Source organism: Halovivax sp. (assembly GCA_007119345.1).
Taxonomy (GTDB): domain Archaea; phylum Halobacteriota; class Halobacteria; order Halobacteriales; family Natrialbaceae; genus Halovivax.
In genome coordinates, this window is sequence record SKPV01000217.1 from 1 (window position 1) to 17,858 (window position 17,858).

Here is a 17,858-nt window from a genome sequence, read left to right on the forward strand (position 1 = left end):
TCACCGTGACGATCGGCCCTGAAGAGTGCGAACAGACGATCCGGCAGGCGCTCGCGAAGGGTGCCGACCGCGCGATCCGCGTCTGGGACGACGCCCTCGCGGGCGTCGACCTGCTCGACGTCGGCGCGAAGACCGAGATCCTGCGCGCCGTCGTCGCGGACGAAGAGCCCGATCTCGTGCTGACGGGCGTCCAGTCCGGCGACGACAGCTGGATGTCGACCGGCGTCTCGCTGGCCGAGGAGATCGGCTTCCAGTGGGCGGCCGTGGTCAACGACCTCGACCACGACATCGAGGACGGCGTCGCCTCGGTTCGCCGCGAGCTCGAAGGCGGCGTCGAGGAGCTGACCGACGTGGATCTGCCGGCCGTGCTCACGATCCAGACCGGGATCAACGAGCCCCGCTACGCCAGCCTGCGCGGGATCCGTCAGGCCCAGCGCAAGGAGCTCGACGTCGTGAGCCTCGGGGACGTCGGCGTCGATCCGTCGGCCGTCGAGGGCGACCTCGAGCTGACCGACATGTACGAACCCGAAGCCGAGAGCGAGGCCACCGTCTGGGAGGGAAGCGCCGAGGAGACCGCCGGCGAGCTGGCCGAACTGCTCCGCGACAGGGGGGTGGTCGCATGAGCGAACGGAGTGAGCTCCTGCGAGTACGCCAGCGCTTCGCTCTGGAGGTGGTCGCATGAGCGACATTCTCGCGATCGCCGACCACCGCCGCGGCGAGCTGCGCGACGTCAGCTACGAGCTCGCGACCGCCGGCCGGCAGCTCGCCGACGCAACGGGCGGCGAGCTCCACCTCGCGGTTATCAGCGGACGCGTCGACGAGTTCGCCGACAAGCTGAACCGGGAGGGCGTCGACGCCGTCCACACCGTCGACCACGGCGAGGAGTTCAACCACGACGTCTACACCCAAGCGATCGGTCAGCTCTACGAGGCGCTGAATCCGCGGTACGTACTGGCGCCGAACAGCGTCAACGGGCTCGACTACGCGCCCGCGGTCGCGGCCCGGCTCGACCTGCCGATCGTCACCGACACCGTCGACCTCGAACTCGACGGCGAGCGGCTGATCGCCACCCGCGAGATGTACGGCGGGAAGGTCGAGACGACGAACGAGCTCGACGCCGGCGCCGCCCTGGCGACGATCCGCGAGGGCGAGTGGCCCGCCGCCGAGGGGTCCGGCGACGCGACGATCGAGGCCGCCGACGTCGAGATCGACGAGGGCGCGGTCGGTTCGACGGTCACCGGCTTCGAGGAGGTCGCCGGCGGCGACGTCGACATCACCGAGGCCGACCTGCTCGTCTCGATCGGCCGCGGGATCGAAGAGGAGGAGAACCTCGACCTCGTCCGCGAGCTCGCCGACGCGCTCGGCGCGACGCTCTCGTCGTCGCGACCGATCGTCGACGCCGGCTGGCTCCCGGCGAACCGACAGGTCGGCCAGTCGGGGAAGGTCGTCACGCCCGACGTCTACGTCGCGATCGGCATCTCCGGCGCCGTTCAGCACGTCGCCGGCATGAAGGGCGCCGACACGATCGTCGCGATCAACACCGACCCGAACGCGCCGATCATGGACATCGCCGACTACGCGATCGTCGACGACCTGTTCGACGTCGTGCCGGCGCTGATCGAGGAGTTCGCCTGAGGCGAGATTCCTCGCTCCGCTCGGAATCTCGGAACGGCGAAGCCGTGAGCGCAGCGACCCGCGAGCTACGAGGGGGCTCCCCGGGGTCGCCGCTCGGGAACCCGAGACGCCTCACTTCGTTCGGCGTCTCGCTTCCGACACCTACTTTTCGACCCCCTCCTAACGGCCGTCAATGGAGCTTCTCGACCGTCGGCAGGCGCTGATCGAGGACCGCCTCGAGGCGGTGGTCGCGGACCTCGAGCCGCCCGAGCTTCGGGAGGCGGTCGCGCACGCGACACTCTCCGGCGGCAAGCGGGTGCGGCCGACGGTGACGCTGCTCGCCTGCGAGACGGTCGGCGGCGAACCGGTCGACGCGGTCGATTTCGGGGTCGGCGTCGAACTCGTCCACGCAGCGTCGCTGGTCGTCGACGACATCATCGACCGGTCGGCGGTCAGGCGGGGCGTCGACAGCGCCTGGCTCGAGTACGGTCACGGGCCGGCGATCGTGACGAGCGACGGGCTGCTCGGGGAGGCGTTCGCGCTGTTCTCGGCGGATCCGGAGGCGATGCGGACCGTTTCGGAAGCGATGGTCGAGCTCGGAATCGGCGAAGCGACGGAGCTCGCCGACACGCCGACGACGGAGGCGGAGTACGCGACCCTCGCTCGCCGGAAGACGGGCGCGCTCTTTCGGGCCGCCGCGGAGCTGGGTGCGATCGCGGCCGACTCCGACGGCGTCACCGTCGAGGCCCTGGGGGAGTACGCCGAGCGGGTGGGCGTCGCGTTCCAGATCCGCGACGACGTCCTCGACGCGGTGGCCGATCCCGACACGCTCGGGAAGCCGACCGGCCACGACGCGGCGCTCGAGCGGCCGTCGCTCCTGCAGGTGACCGACCTGACGCCCGCGGAGGCGAACCAGCGCGCTCACGATCAGGCCGACCGGGCCGTCGACGCCCTCGAACGGGTCGAAACCGTCGACGCCGACGCTCGATCGTACCTGCTCGAGCTGGCCGAGTTCGTCGTCGAGCGCGAGCGGTAGGCCGGCCCCCTGGCGGCCGGTCTCGTCTCTCGGGGGATACTCGTCGTCGCCGGTATCCGCTCCTGCGGGCTTATCGTCGTCGCCGGTGTGGTTCACCTATGCCCGCACGAGACGAAGCGGTGCGCGTCTGGCTCGTCGAACGGACGTACTCGGACGACGAGCAGAACCTGATCATCCTCACCTACGCGACGAGGGACGGGGAGCGGTACTATCGCAAGGAGCGGGCGCTGACCTCGTTCACCGACGCCCGGGAGACGACGGCGGCGGTCGACGTCGAACCGGGGAACCTGGGCGACGTTGCGGACGCGGACGAGCGGGAGGCCTACGCGTTCGAGGCCGAACGGATGGCGTCGGTTCACGGTCCGGACGACGTGATCTGACCCGGTCGGCACCGCTCCGGAGGGGTCCCCATTCGGGGCGCCGGTTCGGGCGATTGTCGTCGCGGCGGCTAATCGCCGACTTCGGCCCGGCCGACGTCCTCCTCGCCGCCCGCCAGTCGCGACTCCGCGACGGCGAAGGTGAGCGTGCTCACGATCCCCAGCAGCGTCCCGGCGGTCAGCGCGGACGCGAGGTAGGCGATCGAGACCTCGACCACGAAGAAGGCGCTCACGGCGTGCAGGACGATCGCCATCGCGACCACGTAGAACGGTGCGTTGAGGTAGCGCCATTCGAGCGTCCCGGCGATGTACTCGTCGGTGATCTGGCCGAGGCTGGTGGTGATCCCGGCGGCGGCGAACCACTGCACCGACCCGTAGACGAATGCGGCGCCGGCCAGCAGCGGGCCCACGGCCTCCTCGCCGCCGGGCTCGAGGCCCTCGACGGCGTTCAGGCCGCTGACGGCGCCGAGGATCAGGAGGGCGATGGCGACGACGTAGGCGAGCAGCGTCATTCGACCGGCGTACAGCGAGCGCTGGAGGCGACCGGCCGCCGCGTCGAGGTGCGCCCCGAGGCCGAGTCCGCGCGAGATGAGGTAGAGCCCGAGTAGCGCCGAGGTCGCGCCGAGGACGATCCCCGGATAGTCGAGCAGCGTTCCCACGAGCGCGAGGGGATAGATCAACAGCAAGATCCCGAGCGGGATGAGGATGGTGCCGCGGGTCTCGGGGTCGGCCAGCACCTGCTTGATCGTGTAGTACATCGACTCGAGGTTCTGGGCTTGGCGGACGACGACGCGCCTGACGCCGTCGACCGGCACCCGGGTCCGGATCACCGGGAGGACGGATTCGTCCTGGGCGCCGTCGGTCACCACGAGCGCCGTGACGTCCTCGCTCGTCGAGATGCTCGCGAGCACCTCGTCGACCTCGTCGCCGACCTCGCGGTTGGCGCTCACCTCGCCCTCCTCGTTGCCGGTGACGACCGCGACCTCGACGCTCTCGCCCCGGCCGGCCAGCTCGTCGTAGACGTGCAGACCCTTGAAGATCACGTTGAGGTCGGAGTCCTCCGGGTCGGCCGTCGCCAGCGCGACGGCGGCCTCCTCGACCGGCTCCCGGCCGATGACCGGCGTCGAAAAGCCGGTCTTGCGGCCGAGGTCGTCGTCGAGGTCGACGCAGAGGACCAGCAACATCTGCCGGAGCTAAGTCGGCCGGGTATTTCCGTCTTCTGGGGGAGAACGAATCGGTCGACGGAACGCCGTCCCCGTCCGTCGATCGCGACTCGAGGTCCACGGCGCGGGCCCGGGAGATTCTCGACGGCAGGCCCGATCGGATTCGGTCGGTTTTTCCCCGTCCGTGCCCAACCACGGCCACCGAATGATCTCGAAGGGCTGTGAGCAGTGCGCCAAGGGCGGCAAGATGGTGCTGTTCGTCTACGGCTACTGCGACCAGCGCGACTGCTTTTACTGCCCGCTCGGCGAGACTCGCAAGAACGTCACCGACGTCTACGCCAACGAGCGGCTGGTCGAGGACGACGAAGACGTCCTCGCCGAAGCCCGCCGGATGGACGCCCTCGGCACCTCGATCACCGGCGGCGAGCCCCAGGAAGCCCTCGAGCGAACCTGTCGCTACCTCTCGCTGTTGAAAGACGAGTTCGGCGAGGACCACCACACCCACCTCTACACCGGCATCACCGGCGGTCGCGAGAACATGCGACGGCTCGCCGAGGCCGGCCTCGACGAGATCCGCTTTCACCCGCCGCTCGAACTGTGGGGCGACCTCCACGGCACCGAGTGGGAGGAGATCCTCCACGTCGCCCGCGAGGAGGGGCTGACCCCCGCCTTCGAGATCCCCGGCATCCGCCCGGAGCCGGAGTTCCTCGAGTTCCTCGACGAGGGCGCCGCCGACTTCTGCAACGTCAACGAGTTCGAGATGAGCCACGGCAACTTCCGGCGAATGCAGGAGAAGGGCTACGAACTCAAGGAGGGCCACATGAGCGCCGTCGAGAACGATCGCGACGAACTGCTCGACGTGATGGGCGACCACCCGAAGGTCTACTTTTGCACCTCGGTGTTCAAGGACGCCGCCCAGCACCGCCGCCGGCTCAAACGGATGGCCCGCCAGATCCGCCGCGAGTTCGACGACGTCACCGACGACGGCACCCTCGTCTACGGCAAGACCCGCGCCGATCCCGATCGATTCGCCGAGCTCGGCGTCCCCGAGGAGTTCTACACCGTCAAGTCGGACCACGTCGAGGTCGCCTGGTGGCTGCTCGAGGAGATGATCGAGGAGGGTGATCTCGCGGACGGCGAGATCGTCGAGCAGTACCCGACCTACGACGGGCAGGTCGTCGAGCGGACGCCGCTAGCCTAGCCCCGCGAGCGAACGTGGTGAGCGAGCGGCTTTTTGGTGGAGATTTTTGCGCGAGCGGTGAGGGAGCGAAGCGACCGAACCGGAGCGGAAAAAGGTCCGCGCAGATCGTCGAGCAGTACCCGACCTACGACGGGCAGGTCGTCGAGCGGACGCCGCTGGCTTGATCAGGGCGCAACCGCTTCCGGACGGCGCCGAGCGGCCTCACTTCTCGACGATCCACACCAGCTCCTGACCGGCGTTCGCCAGCGGCTCCCGGTCGAAGCCGCCGTACACCTCCCAGTCCGACCAGCCGGTCGTCACCAGGAGCAACTCGAACTCGCGTTTGGTGACCAACTTCATCCGGTACGCGGCCTCCCGGAGCACCTCGCCGTCGCGCTCGACCGTCCGGCGCTCCCGGACGATCCACTCGACCTCGTCTTCGAGTTCGGAGAGCGAGGTCACCAGGTACTCTCGCCCGTCGTGCTCGACGGTTTCCGACCGGGGCTCGCCGTAGCGCTCGGCGATCACCTCGGGGTTTGGCGCGAAGAAGTTCAGCGCGAGCCGACCGCCGGGCGCGAGCGCCTCGCGGAGGGTCCGGAGGGCCGCCCGCTGGTCGTCGAGCGAGATCACGTGGAGGAACGTGCGGAACGGGACGATCGCGAGCTCGTATTCGCGTTCCGGCTCGAAGTCGGTCACGTCGGCCTGCCGAACTTGGGGTGTCAGGCACTCCTCCTCGGCGCGCCGTTCCAGCACGTCCAACATCTCGCCCGACGCGTCGATTCCGTGCGCGTCGACGCCGGCTCGAAGCAAATCGCGGTACACGCGACCCGTCCCGCAGCCGACCTCGAGCACCGGACCGTCGACCTCGCTCGCGAGGGTCACGTAGAACTCGCGATCGCCGATCTCCCGGGTTCCGTAGTAGGCGTCGTAGATCGGCGCCCACTCGTCGAAGAAGTCCTTCGCCGGGTGCATACTGTGGAGTCCGCAGTACCACCTGGTAATACTTTGCCAGGTGTGCAAGCGCGTCTCATCCCGGTTCCCGTGGCCTCCGGTGCGCCCCGACGGCGATTGCGGACGGATCCGCTCTCACTCGATCTGCGTCGGGTCCACGTCGGGCAGCGTGATCAGGTTCTCCCGGCCGATCCGGAGCTTCTCGATCTCGTCGTCCTCGTCCATCTTCGAGAGCAGCTGGGAGACCTTCGCGTTCGACCAGCCGGTCTCTTTGACGATCGCCGCCTGCTTCATCCGCCCGCCGTTCGCCTTGAGCATTCGCGTCACGCGCTCCTCGTCGCTGAGCAGTTCGGGATCGATCTCGTCGTCCGCGTCGTCGTCGGCCAGCGTGCCGGCGTCGCTGTCGGGGTTCTCGACCACGGACGCGCTCGCAACGTTCGAACCCGTCTCATCGCCCGAGGTCGTTCCGCCGTCACCGGCGGTCGCGTCGTTCGATTCGGTCCCATACGCCGGCGGCGAGGGTAATTCGATGCCGTAGTCTTGCTGCGTCATAGCATACCACGCAGAGCCGACGACGACGAGAAGAGCGAGCCCGCCGACGAGGACCATCCACGACCCGACGAGTGTATCGAGGGGACTGGATCGGTGCTCGAGCACGATGTCGAAGTCGCCGTCCTCGAACTCGTGGGGGCCGACCCACGCGAGCTGACCGCCGTCGATTCCGTGGGGTGCGGTAACGAAGTCGTACTCTTCGGGTGCTTCGATGATCAATCGTTCGTTGCTCCGGAGCGACCCGTACCACGGGTGGCCGGCTTCGGTCAAGAAGGTATCCTGGAGGTCGACCCGATCGTCGTCGGTCTCGGCGAATTCGGTCCAGGTGAACGAGAACGTCAGGGTGCCGACCGTCGCGTTGTCCGGGAACTCGTCGTCTTCGAATTCTTCGAAGGCGTCGACCTCCTCGACGGGTCGTACCGTCGGTTCTTCCCACCCGGCAGCCTCGATTGACATCTCGTTGTTGGTCCGTTCTTCCGCCAACGGCACGAAATTCTCGAAGCTCTCGGAATAGGTGGCACCGCCTCGCTGATCGGTGCGCACCTCCTCCGCGTACGATTCGAATTGCTCGATATCCTCCTCGCCGTCGAGAAGGAAGTGGTGCTCGACCGACCAAACCGCGTCGCCGTCCGCGGTCAACTCGATCCGAATGTCCTGGAGAGCGCCCTCTTCGGGCGTATCGTCCTCTGCGGCGATGGTGCCAAGTCCCACCGAGAGCAGGAGGGCTACGGCGAGGACGAGCAGGAGGGCCGATGGGACCCGCATTGGTGTGTTCCGGTGTGTGCCGGGGGGAAAAAACCCTTTCCATACGAACAGGTCTGGGACCGCGGTTGCCCGCATCGACGACCCGACCGGCAGTTCGTTCCGTCGACGTCGGGGAGGCCATTTCGTCGATCGCTACCGGGATCGGCGGCCGGTGTAGGGCGTACCGTTCGGTGGACGACGGCCCGTTTCGTCGATGGCGACCAGTTTTTGTACCTGGACTCGAAACGGGTCGTCGAGATGAAGTCCGCGCTCTCGATCGCCATCGCCGCCCTCCTCGTCACCTCCCTCCTGGCGATGACTATCGTCGCAGCCAGCCCAGTCTCTCAAGCGCCCGACGCCGATCACGGAGCGTCCATCGACGAGTCGGCGTTCCAGCAAGAACGCGACGACGGGACGACCACGAGGCTCGGACTCGACGGACCGACCGAGTACGCGTACGCCGAATCGTCGCCCGACCTTGGGGCGACGCTCGCGATCGAGGAGGACGAACTTCGGAACGAATGGGCCCTGTACGAAGCGGAACACCGCTGGGAGACGCTCTCCGACTCGGAACGCGCAGAAATCCTCGAACGCCTCGAGGACCGTCTCCAAGAGCGGATAACGCAGCTCGAAACGCGCGAGAGCGAGGTTACAGCCGCAGTCAGGCATGGGGACGCCCGGGCGACGGTTCTCCTCCGGACGCAAGTTCGGAACGACCGCGAAGCGAAGGTGATCGGTGAGCACTACCAGCAACTCTCCGACCTGGCCGATCAGGTACCCGATTATTCGATCACCGTTCGACCGACGCTCAGCGAACTCGAAGCGCACGAAGGACCGATCCGGGATCGCGTGTTCGAAACGATCATCGCGAGCGGTCAGAACGACGGGTCGGACGTGTTCCTGGTGGAGGCGAGCGAATCGGGGTCGGTCGTCTCGGCCGTCGACGAACGGATGTACCTCCGCGAAGCGACGCGGCTCGATCACCGGGACACCTCCCTCCCGAACCAGCTGGGAGACCGCGACGCGTTGCTCGAACGGATGGACGAGATATACCCCTGGGCCCACGGGGATGGATTCACCGGCGAGAGAAGCGTAAACGAGCACTACTCGACCCAGCTATTCAGGGCCGAAACCGTCCACAATCACGGAACACTTCGGTTCTACCTCGACGGCGGTACGGCCGAGGTGTTCCGGGAAATTCAGGCGCTCCGGATCGACGAGTTGCCGACGGAGCCGGCCGGAACCTGGGCGAACGACTCCATCGAACTGTCGATCAACGAGACGCCGCGAAACGGCCCCATCGAAGTTACCGCGACCGACGTGGAGACCGGTGAACCGATCGACGGGGAGGTGACGATCGGCGACACCAGCGTGGCTCGCACCGGTCAGGACGGTTCCGTTTGGGTCGCTCCCCCGTCGACCGGGTACGACCTGACGGTTCACATCGACGATCGGTCGGTAACGGCGGACGGGCTGGGGTGACCTCCACGACCAAACGTTCTAATAAGAGACCGAAGCCAGGGGGTTCGTGCAGCCGCGCTCCCATCGATCGATCGCGCCCGTCGTCGGGGCGCTCTTGTTGCTCGCGGTCGTCGTCGCGATGGGCGTCGCCGTCGCCGCCGGCGTGGGGTCGCTCGAGCCGGTCGACCCCGCTCCGGCGGCGACGCTCGAACTCGCCGCGACGGCCGACGACGACCGGCTGGTGATCGAGCACGTCGCCGGCGAGTCCCTGGACGTCCGCGAGCTCTCCGTTCGCGTGACCGTCGAGGGGGAGCCGCTCGACGAGCAACCGCCGGTTCCCTTCTTTCAGGACGACGGCTTCCGGGGCGGGCCCACGGGCCCGTTCAACGCGGAGTCCGACCCGACCTGGGCGGCGGGCGAGCGGGCGGGCGTTCGAGTCGCGGAGACGAACGATCCGTCGATCGAGGCCGGCGATCGGGTCGCGGTGACGATCTCGCGAGACGGCGACCGCGTCGCCACCCTCGAGACGACGGCCGAGTAACCCGTCTCCGCCGTCCCCTTCACGCCGGTGTGCGCCCGTCGAACCGGTGTGCGGTCGGACCCCGGTGCGCGGCCGTCACGTCGAGGAGCGGTCGTCACTCCGGTGCCGAGGAGCGGTCGTCACTCCGGTGCCGAGGAGGGGCCATCACTCCGGGGCGCGGCCGACCGTCGTGATCGCGACTTCGGGTTCGTAGGACGGCCCCATCAGCACGTGTTCGAGGTCCTCGAAGCCCGCTTCGGTAAACATCCGATCGGCCTCGTCCTCGTCGTAGAAGAGCATGATGGCGTCGGCGAGCTTCTGCGTGATCGTGCGATCGGGGTAGTTCGGTCCGACGACGAGCACCTGCCCGCCCGGGACGAGCACGCGACGGAACTCCCGCAGCGTCCGAACGGGCTGTGGCCAGTACTCGATCGAGCCGGACGACCAGACGACGTCGAACGTGTTCGTCGCGAACGGGAGGCGCTCGGCGTCGCCGAGGTGGAAGTGCACCGGCCCCCGCTTGCCGAACTTCCGGTAGGCGCGTTCGAGCTGGTGAGGGCTCTGGTCGAGCGCGTACACCTCGTCGACGTGTTCGAGGAGTCCGGCCGTGGCGAAGCCGGTGCCGCAGCCGACGTCGAGCACCGTCGCGTCGTCGGGGAATTCGAGCAGCGAGAGCGCCTCGGCTCGCATCTCTTCGGTCCAGATGAAGGGGTTCACCCGGTCGTACACCTTCGAGAGGTACTTGTAGAAGAGCCGGGCGCGAGCCTTGTTCTCCAGGATTCCCATCGTCCGGATCGTTCGTCGGAACCGCAATATGTCTGGTGATCCGGCGTCGGGCCACGCGGGGACTTCGGACCGATCGCCGGGCGACGTCGGAGTGGCGGCGGGCGATGGCGGAGTGGCGGCGGGCGATGGCGGAGTGGCGGCGGGCGATGGCGGAGTGGCGGCGGGCGATGGCGGAGTGGCGGCGGGCGACGGAGAGCGAACTGGTTCGCCGCCGGCACCTTTGGCTATCGTCGCGGTTTCGCAACTACCTTATACGGACCCTCGCGAAATCTCGGACGATTCGAGTATGCCGAGGCCAGAGGTTTTAGACCGGATACAGTCGGCGGAGGAGGAGGCCGACGAGATCGTCGCGCTGGCGGAGACCGATCGCGACGACCGCATCGCCGAGGCCCGGGAGGAGGCCGAGGAGATCCGCTCCGAGGCCAAAGAGGAGGCCCGCGAGCGCAAGGAGCGCCGCCTCGAGGAGGCCCGGGAGGAGATCGACGCCGAATGCGAGCGCATCCTGCGGGAGGGAGAGTCCGAACGGGAGGCCCTCGCCGACCGCGCCCGGGGCCGGGTCGAGGAGGTGACCGACCACGTGGTCTCGCTGTTCCAGGAGGAGGTCAATGCTCAGACCTGAGCAGATGGCGAAGGTCTCGGTGACCGGGGCCCGCACGGTCATGCCCCGGGTCATCGAGACGGTACACGAACTCTCTCTCGTCCACCTCTCGGACTACGACGGTTCGTGGGCGGGGTTCGACAACGGAGATCCGATGGCGGGGGCGGACGAGACATCCGAGAAGCTGGTCACCGTCCGGGCGCTCGAGAGCACGCTCGACCTCTCGGCGGAGGACGTCGACCCGCAGCGCGAACTCCCGGAAGGCTGGGAGGACCGCCTCGAAGAGGTCCGCGTGCGGGTCAACGAGCTCGACGACCGGCGGAGCGAGCTGCGCGACGAACGCCGGCAGGTCGACGACCGGATCGACCGGCTCGAGCCGTTCGCCGACCTCGGGATCGACCTCGACTTGCTGTCCGGGTACGATGCCGTCGACGTCGTCGTGGGCGAGGGCGACGTCGCGGAGATCGAACGCGAGCTCGACGCGGCCGCGGAGATCCGTGCCTTCGAGACGTTCACCGGCGGCGAGACCGTCGCCGTCGTCGCCGCCCCGACCGGCGAGGAGACCGAGGGCCTGATCGCCGACGCGCTCGTGAGCGTCGAGTTCAACCGCCACGAGGTGCCCGACGTCGACCAGACGCCGGAGGCGTACCTGCGCGACCTCGAACAGCGCCGCGTGGAGCTGGCGAGCGACCTCGAGGAGCTCGATCAGGAACTCGAGCGGATCAAGCGCGAGGACGGCCCGTTCCTCCGGCGGATCGAAGAGGAGCTCACGATCGACGTCGAGCGCGCGGAGGCGCCGCTGCGCTTCGCGACGACCGAGCGCGCGTTCGTCGCCGAAGGGTGGATCCCGGCCGACACCTACGACGAGTTCGAGGCCGCGCTGCGCGACGCGGTGGGCGATCGCGTCGAGATCGAACTCATCGAGGTCGCCGACTACGAGGATCACGAGCACGGCGCCGAGGCCCACACGGGCTCGGGCGACGACGGTGATCGCCCTGAAGACGGCGAGACAGTCGAGGACCGCGAGTCCGAGGAACCCGAACCGCAACCCGCGACGGCGACCGACGGCGGGAAGCGGGCGGCGACCGACGGCGGCGCGAAGGGCGCGGCCGGAGCGGGCGCCGGTTCCGGCGGCGCGGTGACGATGGACGAGGAGCCGCCGGTGGTGCTGGACAACCTCACGCCGGCGAAACCCTTCGAGGTGATGGTGAAGATGGTGAACCAGCCCAAGTACAGCGAGCTGGATCCCACGCTGCTCATCTTCCTCACCTACCCGTTCGCCTTCGGGTTCATGATCGGCGACATCGGCTACGGGATCCTCTACATGCTGATGGGCTACGGCTGCTGGAAGCTCTTCGACTCCGAGGCCGGCAAGGCGATCGGGACGATCGGCATCTGGGCCGGGGTCTTCACGATCATCTTCGGCTACCTCTACGACGACTTCTTCGGCATACACATGGCCGACGTCGGGCTCGGGTTCCTCCCGGGTGCCGGGGTCCTCTCGAAGGGCCTGCAACTGGGTGAGTGGGCGCTGCTGTGGATCATCCTGAGCATCGCGTTCGGGATCGTCCACCTCAACATCGGCCTGATCATGGGCTTCGTCAACGAGCTCAACCACGGACTCAAGGCGGCCGTCTACGAGCGACTGTCCTGGATCCTCGCGATGAACGGCCTGTTCATCTGGATCTTCAGTACCCACGCGATCGCGAACAAGCCCGAGTTCCTCGTGGGGACCGAGAGCATCCTGTACGAGACCGAGCACTTCGCGCTCGGATTCGGGGGCTTCCCCGAGATCGTCGGCCTCGTGGGGCTCGCGATGGTGCTCGTCGGCGCGGTACTGGTCGGCGTCGGCGAGGGAATCGCCGGGATCTTCGAGATTCCGGCGTGGGCGTTCGGGCACGTCCTCTCGTACCTGCGGATGGTCGCGGTGCTGCTCGCGAAGGGTGGGATGGCGTTCGCCGTCAACCTGCTCGTCTTCGGCGCCTACGACACGCCCGACGGCTACACGTACTTCAACTATCCCGGCCTCGGCATCGAGGAGATCTCGGGCTACGAGTACGAGGCGCTCGATTCGGGCTTCGTCGGCCTGATCCACGCGGGCGACGGGATCGTCGCCGTGATCGCGATCCTCGGCGCGGTCGCCGTGTTCGTCCTCGGGCACGTCCTCGTGTTGCTGCTCGGCATCACCGCGGCGGGCATCCAGATGCTCCGCCTCGAGTACGTCGAGTTCTTCCAGAAGTTCTACGAGGGCGGCGGCGAGGAGTACGAGCCGTTCGGCGGCGACCGGTCGACGGTCGCGGACTGAGCCGGATCGCTCCGCCGGGTCGAGCGGTTTCGCCCGGCGTGCCGCCAGTTTCTTCCCGAACGGTCACGCCCCGACGGAGCCAAATAACGCGCGAAATCGACTGATACAGCTTAGCTATGTCGAATTCTTTCGAGGGTTTTATGGGGGGCGCAGAGCCAGGTACCAACTGTTCACAGCCAGTTGAACCCACGGAGATACACCTAATCATGATCGAAAACGCACTTGCGCTGGGGGAAGTCGCACTGGAGAGCCACGAACACAACACGTTCACCGCCGAGGCGGCCGCCGCGATCGCCGTCGGTCTGGCGGCGCTCGGTGCCGGCTACGCGGAGCGCGGCATCGGCGCGGCGTCCGTCGGCGCCATCGCCGAGGACCGGGACATGTTCGTGCCGGGTATCGTCATGACGGTGCTGCCGGAGACGCTCGTGATCTTCGCCATCGTCGTCATCTTCCTGGTCGGATAACCGCCCCGTTCTCACAATGAGTTTGGATACTGTCGTAGAGGACATTCGAGAGGAAGCCCACGCGCGTGCGGAGGAGATCCGCGAGGAGGGCGAGTCCCGCGCCAAGGAGATCGTCTCGGCGGCGGAAGACGACGCCGAGGAGATCCGCGCCGAGGCCGAGCGGGAGGCCGAGCGCGAGATCGAGCAGCTGCGCGAGCAGCGCCTCTCCAGCGCGAAGCTCGAGGCCAAACAGGAGCGCCTGGAGGCGCGCCGCGACGTGCTGGGCGACGTTCGCGAGCAAGTCGAGACCGAGCTCGCCGACCTCGGGGGCGACACCCGCGAGGAGCTGACGCGGACGCTGCTCGACGCCGCCGGCGAGGAGTTCGCCGGCGCCGACGCGGTCAGCGTCTACGGGCGCGCGGACGACCAGGAGCTGCTCGAGTCGATCCTCGACGACTACGACGGCTACGAGTACGCCGGCGACTACGACTGCCTCGGCGGCGTCGTCGTCGAGAGCGAGGGTACCCGGGTTCGGGTCAACAACACGTTCGACTCGATCCTCGAGGACGTCTGGGAGGACAACCTCCGCGAGATCAGCGAGCGACTCTTCGAGCAATGAGCGCGGACGCCTCCAATCCGGAGTTCGTCAACGCCCGCGTCCGGTCGCGACGAGCCTCGCTGTTCGCCGACGAGGACTACCGGAAGCTGATCCGGATGGGACCGAGCGGGATCGCGCGGTTCATGGAGGAGACGGAGTACGAGACCGAGATCAACGAGCTCGGGACGCGGTTTTCGGGCGTCGACCTCATCGAGTACGCGCTGAACCGCAACCTCGCCAAACACTTCGACGACCTGCTGGACTGGTCGGAGGGACGGCTCTACGACCTGATCGCCCGCTACCTGCGGAAGTTCGACGTCTGGAACGTCAAGACGATCATCCGCGGGATCTACACCGAGACGCCCCCGGAGGAGATCCGGACGGACCTCATCCGCGCGGGCGAACTGGACGACGCGCTGCTCGATCGACTGGTCGAGGCCGACGAGATCGAGGACGTCGTCGAACTGCTCTCCCGGACGATCTTCTACGAGCCGCTGTCGGCGGCCTACGAGGAGTACGAGGAGAGCGGGGCGCTGGTGCCCCTGGAGAACGCCCTCGACCGAGCGTTCTACGAGCGCCTGCTCGAGGGGGTCGAGGCGACCCGCGAGGGGCCGGAAGCGATGTACGTCGAGTTTCTGGAGGCAGAGATCGACTTCCGGAACGCCCGGAACGCGCTCCGCCTCGCCCGAACCGGCGCCGACATCGGCCCGGCGGAGTTCTACATCGAGGGCGGCGTCCTCTTCACCGAGGGCGACCTCCGACGGCTGGTCGGCGACCGGGAGGCGCTCGTCGCCCACATCGCCGACGACCCCCGCTACGGGGACCGCCTCTCGGCCGCGCTCGATCGACTGCGCGAAGCTGACAGCCTTATCCAGTTCGAGCACGCAATTGATGCTGCGCTGCTCGAGTACTCGGACCGACTCTCGAGCGTCTACCCGGTGTCGGTGTCGGCCGTGCTGTCGTACATCCTCGCGAAAGAGCGCGAGGTCGAGAACATCCGGGCCATCGCGCGCGGCCGCGAGGTCGGCCTCGACGAGACCGAGATCGAGGAAGAACTGGTGATCCTATGAGCCAGGAGATCGCGGTCGTCGGCAGTCCGGAGTTCACCACGGGCTTCCGGCTGGCCGGCGTCAGGCGGTTCGAGAACGTACCGGACGACGAGAAGCCCGCGGAACTGGACGACGCGGTGGAGACGGTCCTGGACGACGAGGGCGTCGGCATCGTCGTGATGCACGACGAAGACCTCGAGCACCTCTCGCGGAGCGTCCGCGGGACCGTCGAAACGAGCGTCGAGCCGGTCGTCGTCACCATCGGGGGCGGCGGAGGCGGCGGACTGCGCGAGCAGATCAAGCGCGCGATCGGGATCGACCTGATGGAGGAAGACTAGTATGAGTCAGGCACAAGAGACGGAGACCGTCCGCGAGGACGGACGTATCAATAGCGTGAGCGGTCCGGTCGTGACCGCCACGGACCTCGACGCCCGGATGAACGACGTCGTCTACGTCGGCGACGAAGGGCTGATGGGCGAGGTCATCGAGATCGAAGGAAACGAGACGACGATCCAGGTCTACGAGGAGACCTCCGGGGTCGGCCCCGGCGAGCCCGTCGAGAACACGGGCGAACCGCTGTCCGTCGACCTCGGACCGGGCCTGCTGGACACCATCTACGACGGCGTCCAGCGACCCCTCGACGAGCTCGAGGAGAAGATGGGTTCGGCGTTCCTCGACCGCGGGGTCGACGCTCCCGGCATCGACCTGGAGCGGACCTGGGAGTTCACGCCCACGGTCTCGGAGGGAGACGCTGTCGAGCCCGGCGACGTGCTCGGCGAAGTCCCCGAGACGGAGTCCATTACCCACAAGGTGATGGTGCCGCCCGATTACGAGGGTGGCGAGGTCACCGCGATCGAATCGGGCGAGTTCACCGTCGACGAAGTCGTCGCCGAGCTCGACTCCGGCGAGGCGATCACGATGCACCAGGAGTGGCCGGTGCGCGAGGCGCGCCCGGCCAGGGAGAAGGAGACGCCGACGATCCCGCTGGTCTCGGGTCAGCGGATTCTCGACGGTCTCTTCCCCATCGCGAAAGGCGGGACCGCGGCCATCCCGGGGCCGTTCGGCTCCGGGAAGACCGTCACCCAGCACCAGCTCGCCAAGTGGGCCGACGCCGACATCGTCGTCTACGTCGGCTGCGGCGAGCGGGGCAACGAGATGACCGAAGTCATCGAGGACTTCCCCGAGCTCGAGGACCCGAAGACGGGCAAGCCGCTGATGAGTCGCACGTGTCTCATCGCGAATACCTCGAACATGCCCGTCGCGGCCCGCGAATCCTGCATCTACACCGGGATCACCATCGCCGAGTACTTCCGCGACATGGGCTACGACGTGGCGCTGATGGCCGACTCCACCTCGCGGTGGGCGGAAGCCATGCGCGAGATCTCCTCCCGACTCGAGGAGATGCCCGGCGAGGAGGGCTACCCGGCCTACCTCGCCGCGTCGCTTTCGGAGTTCTACGAGCGGGCCGGTCTGTTCCAGAACATCAACGGGACCCAGGGGTCGGTGTCGGTTATCGGCGCCGTCTCGCCGCCCGGTGGCGACTTCTCCGAGCCGGTGACCCAGAACACGCTCCGTATCGTCAAGACGTTCTGGGCGCTCGACGCCGACCTCGCGGAACGTCGGCACTTCCCGTCGATCAACTGGAACGAGTCCTACTCGCTGTACCGCCAGCAGCTCGATCCTTGGTTCGTCGACAACGTCGCCGAGGACTGGCCGGAGGTGCGCCAGTGGGCGGTCGACACGCTCGACGAGGAGGACGAGCTCCAGGAGATCGTCCAGCTCGTCGGCAAGGACGCCCTGCCGGAGGACCAGCAGCTCACCCTCGAGGTGGCCCGCTACCTCCGGGAGGCCTGGCTCCAGCAGAACGCGTTCCACGACGTCGACACCTTCTGCGAGCCCGAGAAGACCTACCGGATGCTCGGGGCGATCAAGACGTTCAACGACGAAGCGTTCGATGCGCTGGAGGCCGGCGTCCCGGTCGAGGAGATCCAGGACGTCGACGCCGCCCCGCGGCTCAACCGGATGGGCACCGCCGAGGAGTGGGACGAGTTCATCGACGAGCTCGAGAGCGACCTCGCCGACCAGATCAGGGGGCTGTACTAACCATGAAAGAGTATCAAACCATCACGGAGATCAGCGGACCGCTGGTGTTCGCCGAGGTCGACGAGCCCGTCGGCTACGACGAGATCGTCGAGATCGAGACGCCCCAGGGCGAGACCCTGCGCGGGCAGGTCCTCGAGTCCAGCGAGGGGCTCGTCTCGATCCAGGTGTTCGAGGGGACCGGCGGCATCGACCGCAACGCGTCGGTCCGGTTCCTCGGCGAGACCATGAAGATGCCCGTCACCGAGGACCTCCTCGGGCGGGTGCTCGACGGCTCCGGCAACCCGATCGACGGGGGCCCGGAGATCGTCCCCGAGGAGCGCCAGGACATCGTCGGCGAGGCGATCAACCCCTACTCCCGGGAGTACCCCGAGGAGTTCA

The 17,858-nt window shown here is 67.8% G+C and carries 18 protein-coding genes and 1 pseudogene; 15 read left to right on the plus strand and 4 right to left on the minus strand.

The features are described 5' to 3' along the window. The 4 genes from QZT59_RS15160 to QZT59_RS15175 all read left to right on the plus strand — a co-directional run. Positions 1 to 623, plus strand: a 623-nt coding sequence (locus QZT59_RS15160) for an electron transfer flavoprotein subunit beta/FixA family protein (protein ID WP_290818268.1), incomplete at its 5' end; no start/stop codon positions are given. A gap of 55 nt (positions 624 to 678) precedes the next feature. After that, positions 679 to 1,635, plus strand: coding sequence for an electron transfer flavoprotein subunit alpha/FixB family protein (locus QZT59_RS15165; protein ID WP_290818271.1), 957 nt, complete (start codon positions 679 to 681; stop codon positions 1,633 to 1,635). 172 nt (positions 1,636 to 1,807) lie between these two features. Further along, positions 1,808 to 2,650 (plus strand): polyprenyl synthetase family protein, encoded by an 843-nt coding sequence (locus QZT59_RS15170; RefSeq protein WP_290818274.1) that lies wholly within the window; start codon positions 1,808 to 1,810, stop codon positions 2,648 to 2,650. Between the two features lie 98 nt (positions 2,651 to 2,748). Beyond that, positions 2,749 to 3,030 carry a hypothetical protein gene (locus QZT59_RS15175; protein ID WP_290818277.1) on the plus strand — a complete coding sequence of 94 codons (282 nt, stop codon included), beginning with the start codon at positions 2,749 to 2,751 and terminating at the stop codon, positions 3,028 to 3,030. 68 nt (positions 3,031 to 3,098) lie between these two features. Here the strand turns inward: QZT59_RS15175 and QZT59_RS15180 are convergent, their stop codons facing one another. Then, positions 3,099 to 4,211, minus strand: a complete 1,113-nt coding sequence (locus QZT59_RS15180; protein ID WP_290818280.1) for a DUF373 family protein — start codon at positions 4,209 to 4,211, stop codon at positions 3,099 to 3,101. A gap of 184 nt (positions 4,212 to 4,395) precedes the next feature. Here QZT59_RS15180 and QZT59_RS15185 point away from each other — a divergent pair, with 184 nt between their 5' ends. Beyond that, complete coding sequence (locus QZT59_RS15185) at positions 4,396 to 5,391, plus strand: radical SAM protein (RefSeq protein ID WP_290818283.1); 996 nt, start codon at positions 4,396 to 4,398, stop codon at positions 5,389 to 5,391. 201 nt (positions 5,392 to 5,592) lie between these two features. Here the strand turns inward: QZT59_RS15185 and QZT59_RS15190 are convergent, their stop codons facing one another. Together QZT59_RS15190 and QZT59_RS15195 are read right to left on the minus strand one after the other, a co-directional pair. Then, a complete protein-coding gene (locus tag QZT59_RS15190) occupies positions 5,593 to 6,342 on the minus strand; it encodes a class I SAM-dependent methyltransferase (protein ID WP_290818285.1) in 750 nt (249 codons plus the stop codon). A gap of 114 nt (positions 6,343 to 6,456) precedes the next feature. Continuing rightward, a complete protein-coding gene (locus QZT59_RS15195) occupies positions 6,457 to 7,638 on the minus strand; it encodes a hypothetical protein (protein WP_290818288.1) in 1,182 nt (393 codons plus the stop codon). A gap of 237 nt (positions 7,639 to 7,875) precedes the next feature. Between QZT59_RS15195 and QZT59_RS15200 the strand changes: the two genes are divergently transcribed. Continuing rightward, complete coding sequence (locus tag QZT59_RS15200; protein ID WP_290818290.1) at positions 7,876 to 9,099, plus strand: hypothetical protein; 1,224 nt, start codon at positions 7,876 to 7,878, stop codon at positions 9,097 to 9,099. Between the two features lie 46 nt (positions 9,100 to 9,145). Further along, on the plus strand, positions 9,146 to 9,619 hold the full coding sequence (locus QZT59_RS15205) for a type IV pilin (protein ID WP_290818292.1): 474 nt from the start codon (positions 9,146 to 9,148) through the stop codon (positions 9,617 to 9,619). A 144-nt stretch (positions 9,620 to 9,763) separates the two neighbouring features. On the opposite strand, the gene QZT59_RS15210 is transcribed toward QZT59_RS15205, so the two are convergent. Continuing rightward, entirely contained in the window at positions 9,764 to 10,384 is a 621-nt protein-coding gene (locus QZT59_RS15210) for a methyltransferase domain-containing protein (RefSeq protein WP_290818295.1), read from the minus strand. A 286-nt stretch (positions 10,385 to 10,670) separates the two neighbouring features. Between QZT59_RS15210 and ahaH the strand changes: the two genes are divergently transcribed. The 8 genes and pseudogenes from ahaH to QZT59_RS15250 form a co-directional block, all read left to right on the plus strand. Beyond that, entirely contained in the window at positions 10,671 to 11,003 is a 333-nt protein-coding gene (ahaH, locus tag QZT59_RS15215; protein WP_290818298.1) for an ATP synthase archaeal subunit H, read from the plus strand. After that, positions 10,990 to 13,287: a V-type ATP synthase subunit I gene (locus tag QZT59_RS15220; RefSeq protein WP_290818301.1), complete on the plus strand. Its 2,298-nt coding sequence runs from the start codon at positions 10,990 to 10,992 to the stop codon at positions 13,285 to 13,287. Before ahaH ends, QZT59_RS15220 begins: the two co-directional genes overlap by 14 nt. 206 nt (positions 13,288 to 13,493) lie before the next feature. Further along, a complete protein-coding gene (locus QZT59_RS15225; protein ID WP_290818304.1) occupies positions 13,494 to 13,751 on the plus strand; it encodes a hypothetical protein in 258 nt (85 codons plus the stop codon). Between the two features lie 16 nt (positions 13,752 to 13,767). Next, positions 13,768 to 14,349: a V-type ATP synthase subunit E gene (locus tag QZT59_RS15230; protein WP_290818307.1), complete on the plus strand. Its 582-nt coding sequence runs from the start codon at positions 13,768 to 13,770 to the stop codon at positions 14,347 to 14,349. Further along, complete coding sequence (locus QZT59_RS15235; protein ID WP_290818310.1) at positions 14,346 to 15,398, plus strand: V-type ATP synthase subunit C; 1,053 nt, start codon at positions 14,346 to 14,348, stop codon at positions 15,396 to 15,398. The genes QZT59_RS15230 and QZT59_RS15235 overlap by 4 nt, the downstream gene beginning before the upstream one ends. Continuing rightward, the gene (locus tag QZT59_RS15240; protein ID WP_290818313.1) at positions 15,395 to 15,715 is read left to right on the plus strand and encodes a V-type ATP synthase subunit F; all 321 of its coding nucleotides are present in this window, start codon (positions 15,395 to 15,397) and stop codon (positions 15,713 to 15,715) included. The genes QZT59_RS15235 and QZT59_RS15240 overlap by 4 nt, the downstream gene beginning before the upstream one ends. A gap of 1 nt (position 15,716) precedes the next feature. After that, positions 15,717 to 17,480: an ATP synthase subunit A gene (locus QZT59_RS15245; protein ID WP_290818315.1), complete on the plus strand. Its 1,764-nt coding sequence runs from the start codon at positions 15,717 to 15,719 to the stop codon at positions 17,478 to 17,480. A gap of 2 nt (positions 17,481 to 17,482) precedes the next feature. After that, a pseudogene (locus QZT59_RS15250) lies at positions 17,483 to 17,858 on the plus strand (V-type ATP synthase subunit B); the annotation flags it as partial.